This is a genomic window from Aquimarina sediminis (assembly GCF_002895435.1).
GTDB classification, from domain to species: domain Bacteria; phylum Bacteroidota; class Bacteroidia; order Flavobacteriales; family Flavobacteriaceae; genus Aquimarina; species Aquimarina sediminis.
Map to the genome: position 1 here is coordinate 1 of NZ_POYJ01000024.1, position 5,963 is coordinate 5,963.

General features: G+C 34.1%; 3 protein-coding genes and 1 rRNA gene. All 4 read right to left on the reverse strand.

Translation table 11 applies throughout. The features are described from left to right. Positions 1–218 precede the first annotated feature (218 nt). Complete coding sequence (gene ccsA / locus C1X07_RS24550) at positions 219–3,353, reverse strand: cytochrome c biogenesis protein (RefSeq protein ID WP_241507327.1); 3,135 nt, start codon at positions 3,351–3,353, stop codon at positions 219–221. A 91-nt stretch (positions 3,354–3,444) separates the two neighbouring features. After that, positions 3,445–4,944, reverse strand: coding sequence for an ammonia-forming cytochrome c nitrite reductase (gene nrfA, locus C1X07_RS24555; protein ID WP_103072702.1), 1,500 nt, complete (start codon positions 4,942–4,944; stop codon positions 3,445–3,447). Between the two features lie 12 nt (positions 4,945–4,956). After that, complete coding sequence (nrfH, locus tag C1X07_RS24560) at positions 4,957–5,565, reverse strand: cytochrome c nitrite reductase small subunit (protein WP_103072703.1); 609 nt, start codon at positions 5,563–5,565, stop codon at positions 4,957–4,959. A 306-nt stretch (positions 5,566–5,871) separates the two neighbouring features. After that, a 5S ribosomal RNA gene (rrf, locus tag C1X07_RS24565) occupies positions 5,872–5,963 on the reverse strand; the annotation flags it as partial.

The window sequence follows — 5,963 nt, forward strand, 5'->3', positions numbered from 1 at the left end:
ATACAACTCTTTACTACATACACAATATCTTTTTTACAGTTTTTTTACATTAAAATAACAATGCGCTGAAAATACACACTTTACAACCCTTATTTTTATAAATATCAGAATATGCAAAGGGGAAATTACCCGAAAAACAACCACACTTGTTAACAGCCCATTTAACTTTATCTAAATACTAATTATAATATCCTTAAAAACTAAGTAGTTCTACTATACTAATATGATAGTTTTTTATTTCGAAAATAAGCAGTACCTGCTATTAACAGCATTAAAAAGGCTAAAACATACACAAATTGAGGAATAGGGAGTGGATCTCCAGCAGCATAACTATGAAGTCCCGATAAATAATAATTTACACCAAACGATGTCATGATAATAGACCAAAATGCAAATACACTTGCTACATTAAGTACGTATCTATTTTGTAGCCCTGGAATAAATCTTAAATGCAAAACGACTGCATAAATAATGATGCTTATTAGAGCCCATGTTTCCTTAGGATCCCATGCCCAATAACGCCCCCAAGATTCATTAGCCCAAACTCCACCTAAAAAAGTTCCAACTGCCAATACAAACAACCCAATAGTCATGGAGATTTCATTAATATAAGTAAGCTCTTTTATACGAACGTCAATAGATTCTTTTGTTTTATAGGTTCTGATTATCATCAAAACAAGAGCCATTAATCCCAAAACTGCAGAAAGTGCTAAAGGAGCATAACTACTAATAATAGTTGCTACATGAACCTTTAACCAAAAAGATGATTTAAGTACCGGCATAAGATTTGTTATTTCTGGATTTAGCCAATCCAGATAGCTAACAAAAAGTAAGGCTCCAGAGAACAGTGTACTTAGCGGTAGCGAAAAATCAGATTTTCTATGAGTTAGTAATCCGCAAAATAGGAGCACCCAAGACACGAATACCATCATTTCATAACCATTACTCCAAGGAGCATGCCCTGCTATATACCATCTTAAAATGATATTCCCTGCAAAGACTATAAACCCCGTTAAAACCAATAGTACTAAAACATTCCAAAAATAATTAAGCCATTTTTTTTGAATAAAAATTCGTATTAATGCCAATAACAATAGTATACCCCCAAAAGTAAAAAAAGCTTGAAACAACCAGAAGTTAAGGTTTAATTCATTATACCATATCTCTGCTGCAATTCTTTTTTTACCAGGCATGATATCTTTACCTAAAGTGTCTTGGTATGTTTTTATATAAGAAAGTTTATCTGTTGCGTCTTTCCAGTTTTTTGAAACCACATCTTGAAAATAGGAAGGGATAATAGTTTGAACAAATTTACCATCTTCAACAGGGAAATCTCTAAAATGGTGAACGTAGCTAAACCATGTATTGTTTTTGTCATTACTATTAGGAAAAATTTTTAAATAATTCCCACTAAAGACATTGTATAAAATATTAAAACGTTCATCTACTTTGAGTATTTCCTTATCAAATTCATTGCGTTCTGCAGGTTTTTTAAGGTTAATCTTTTCTACCGCTTCGGACAACAAGTAAGCTCCATTTTTTTCTAAAAGGGAATTAAAAGGTATTAGGTCATCGTCGCCCGTGGGTAATGTTTCAAACAACACCCCTCCTTTTTCTTTATCAATCTTAATCAAAGGGATTTTTCTCCAGACGTTTGGATCTACATGCATAGCCAAAAATGTCTGATTAGCGTTCATTCGTATATCTTTCCCATTGTAAGAATACTTAAAATAAGGTTTTCTAGAAATCTTTCTTAAAAACTCAGATGCTAAAGTGTTTATCGGCTTAATCCGCCCATCCAAATCTTGTACCATTAATCGACCAAAGAGTTCTGCATGATACATATCGACATGTTGGCTTATAACAAGTTGCTCATGCGTGTTTTCGTTGGCAATACTTGCATTCGAAAAACTTATGGCAAAAATAAAGGATAATATTGATAAAGTTTTATGCTGTTTTAGAGCTTTTAACTTTTGGTTGATAACTCTATACCTAGAAGATTTTCCAAATAATGTAAATAACATACCAATCCCCATTAGAGAATACCCCAAATAACTTACCCAAGTACCTACAACATCTTGATTTACAGAAAGAACAGTACCTAATTCATCTGTATCGTAACTCGCTTGAAAAAAGCGATATCCTTTATAATCTAACACATTATTCATAAAAATTCTATAAGGAATCTTTTTAGAATCATCAAAAATTGTGACTTCACTTGCATACGCAGAAGGACTAGTAGAGCCCGGATATCGTTCTAATTGAAAATCATTAAGCTGCAAAGAAAAAGGGACTTTTTGAGCTTTTGCACCATAAGACAGTTGCACCTCGAAACCATTAAGCGAAAGTTCATGTGTAGTTGGCAAAAAACCTTCTCTATATAGTAATGTAGTTTTTCTTACTTCATTCCCAACCTGAACATTGACAACTAGCGCATCATCTTTAGCTCTATCATTATCTTTTAGTTTTTCCGATTCGCTTTTTAGCTTTATTACTCCATTAGGATGAAAAGATAGCGGCACAAAAGAAACATCTCCATCACGATATAATGTACGTAGTGTTATAGGCTGAAGACTATCTTTTTTCACCTTTCCGGCAATTTGAGAAGCCATAACAAAAAAATCTAATCCTCTAGGGGATACTATATTAAAATCACCGTTTTTTTCTATGATATTAATAACCCCTTTCTCTTGGGTATCGAAACCAACTTTATGCTGATGTTTACCTATACTTTCTACTTCTCCCTTTTCTAAAAACACAGTTTCTCTACCTTGCCCAGAAGACACAACCAATTGTAAGAATGCCTTCCCTTCATTAACAGTATCTACAATTTGCGGAACAGCATCTGCCACAAATTCGTGGTAAGAAACCTGTATAGGCACATCGTTAAAATCGGTTTTTATCAAGAAATCATTATTACTAATAGGAGAAAAGCTAAGTTCTTTTTGAACAACCTTGGTCTCTTTTCCATTTGATATACGTATTTGTAAGTAATTTTTGTCTGAGATGATAATATTAGAAGCGCTTCCTTCTCTAATTCTCATGATACCATTATACGAGGTATATCTGGTTATACCTGCTCCTAATAAAATAAGTATGAACGCGATATGAAATAAGAGGATTGCCCATTTTTCTTTTCTCAGCAACTTGTATTTGTATATATTAGTTGCAAAACTAATACCAAGACCGACCATGATTAATTCGAACCACCAAGCGTCATAAATAGTTTTCCATGCTGTAGCCGTACCAAAATCGTTTTCTATAAAGGTTGCCGTTGCCATTGTTATAGCAAACAATACTAATAATAAAACAGCTAATGTTGAGGAAGAAAAAAACCTAAATAATTTTTGCATTCTAATGAATTAAGAGAAAGATGACAACCTGGCAAACTATCCTATTGCGATTACCATTTTATAAAAAATATCAAACAATATAACAATACTACTATTTTTCCAAAGTAGAGGTTGTTTTATTATTATATGTAGCTTCTCTAGCTTTTGCTTCTTCTAACCATTTAGGTAACAATACTTTTTTGAATTCTTCTTTTTCGGATTCCATTTTTTCTATATCAAGCCCAACAAAAGCTTGTGCTTTCTCTTTAGAAGAAATATCGGGCATCTCTACGGGTTTATTATGCCCCAACTCTGCTAGTAAACGAGCTAATTTTACCCGAGCTTCTTGCGCTATATTTAACCCACCTCCAATAACTCTAGCTGTTTCTACAGGGGAATGGAATGAAGCTCCATGAGAAGCAGCTGCATAATCCCAACGCCACTGAGCATGACGAATATCTTTTAATATACTATCCATTTGTTTATCAGTAGCACCAAGATCCCAGGCTTTTTTGGCCTCAATATGGGCTTTCACCAACAAATCTTCTAATTTAAGACGGTTCTCATTAGATTTCTGTTGACGTTCAAACACATTAGCCATTAACTTACTTCCTTCTTCCCTGTGACACACCTGACAAGCATTTGCTATATTATTAAGTGGTGATTGGATGTGATGATCCGTAAATTTTTGACCTCCTTCACTCTTATATGGCATATGACAATCCGCACAAGACACTCCACGATCCGCATGCACTCCTGTTATGTATGTTTCATAACCAGGGTGTTGTGCCTTAAGCATTGGTGTTTTACTAATTTTATGTGTCCAGTCTTTAAATTCCAAATCATCATAATACTTTTCCATACCCTCTACTGTCATACCATTTTTCCATGGAAAAACAAGATAAGGCGTACCTTCTTTTCCTGGTAAATTCTTATTAAAATAATATTCTACGTGACATTGCGCACAAACTAAAGAGCGCATTTCTTGATGAGTAGCCTTGTTAATATCCTTCCCCATAGCTTCAAAAGCTTCTACCAATGCAGGGCGAGTAATACGAAGTTTCATACTCTTAGGATCGTGACAATCTGCGCAACCAATTGAATTCACAACTTCATGTCCTTTATCAGCCCATTTACCACTATAAAACTCTTCAATCCCTATTTCATTCATTAATCGTGGCACATCTGGACTTTTACAGGTCCAACATGTACTAGGCATAGGACCATCTCCTTCGCCTTTAGGACCTCCAGTTCTTAAGGTATTATGAATATCTTCTATTGCATATGAATGTCCTCTACCTTGATTATAATCTTTTGAAAAACCATAACCTGCAAATAGAACAACTAATCTAGGGTCTTCTTCAAGCATATCCCGCATCTCGGAACCTCCCTGATAACTAGAAAAACTAGTATCTGCCGTTTGAAGAAAAGATTGGTATTCTTTCTGAAAATTTTCTCCCCAAACTGCATTTCTGGGTTCATTTTCGCTAATATCTACTTTTGGAACGTATTTATACTTAGCTTCAGACTTTCTATTAATAATACTGGAAGCTAATAATCCTAATAAAAACACGACTATAACTGTAACGATGAATAATACCTTATTTTTCATAGCATAAAGGATTTATTTGTCTTTTTTTTCTTTCATTTCTTTTTGCAACCACACAGGGATAACCGTTTCAACCTGATCGGTTGGAATAGGAGCAATATTATATTTTATGGTAGAAATTCCATGGCTACGACCATGGGGTATTTCTCTATGACAACTCCAACATTGTCTATCTGTTCTATTTGAAGAATGACTATCAATCCAACCTTCGTATTTGGTTTGTGTCACTTGCTGTACATGACAACGAATACAATTATTCTGAACTACTTCTTGAGAGGCTTCTCTCATAAAAATCACATCAGGCTCTGCACGCAAAGTGAAAATAGATGCATGATACAAGCCATCTTTAGCTTTAAAATAGTATTTATTAAAAATATTATCGTGCGGAACATGACAATCGTTACAAGATGCCCATTCTCTATGAGAACTATGCATCCAGCTATTATAGACAGGAGTCATGACATGGCAATTAACACAAGTTTGCGGATTATCTCCCATATAGGACACTACTTCTGATTCTTTTGCCATAAAAAGCCCTAACCCGATTAGAGCAGCTATTAGAAAAACAGCAGTAGTACGCCATCGAGATTTTTTGTCAGGTAATATTTTATCCTTAATGGTCAATATTTGTGCGAATTTGAGATTAAAGTTAAAAAAAAAATAACAGAATTAAATGATCAATAGCATTGTCTATTAATCATATTTTACACGTAGATTATTAAAGGTTAAGAAATAATTTGAAAAATGTTTTTGGTATGCTTTAAAAACTAAGAATCTTTAAAGTATTAAAGGTATCATTTTAAAGACTGCATAGCCTAATATAAAACTGGTATAAATACAGGACATGTTTTTACAATATTCACATCTAATCCATTTAACCTTAAATTTATGGTATAAAAAAACCCTTCATATTGCTATGAAGGGTTTCAAGGAAGGCGGCGACCTACTCTCCCACGATTGTAGTACCATTGGCGCTATCAGGCTTAACTTCTCTGTTCGGAATGGTAAGAGGTGAGCCCTGA

Excerpts from the sequence above, each read along its gene's own strand:
- nrfA (WP_103072702.1), bottom strand. The coding sequence starts at position 4,944 with ATGAAAAATAAGGTATTATTCATCGTTACAGTTATAGTCGTGTTTTTA.
- ccsA (WP_241507327.1), bottom strand. The coding sequence starts at position 3,353 with ATGCAAAAATTATTTAGGTTTTTTTCTTCCTCAACATTAGCTGTTTTA.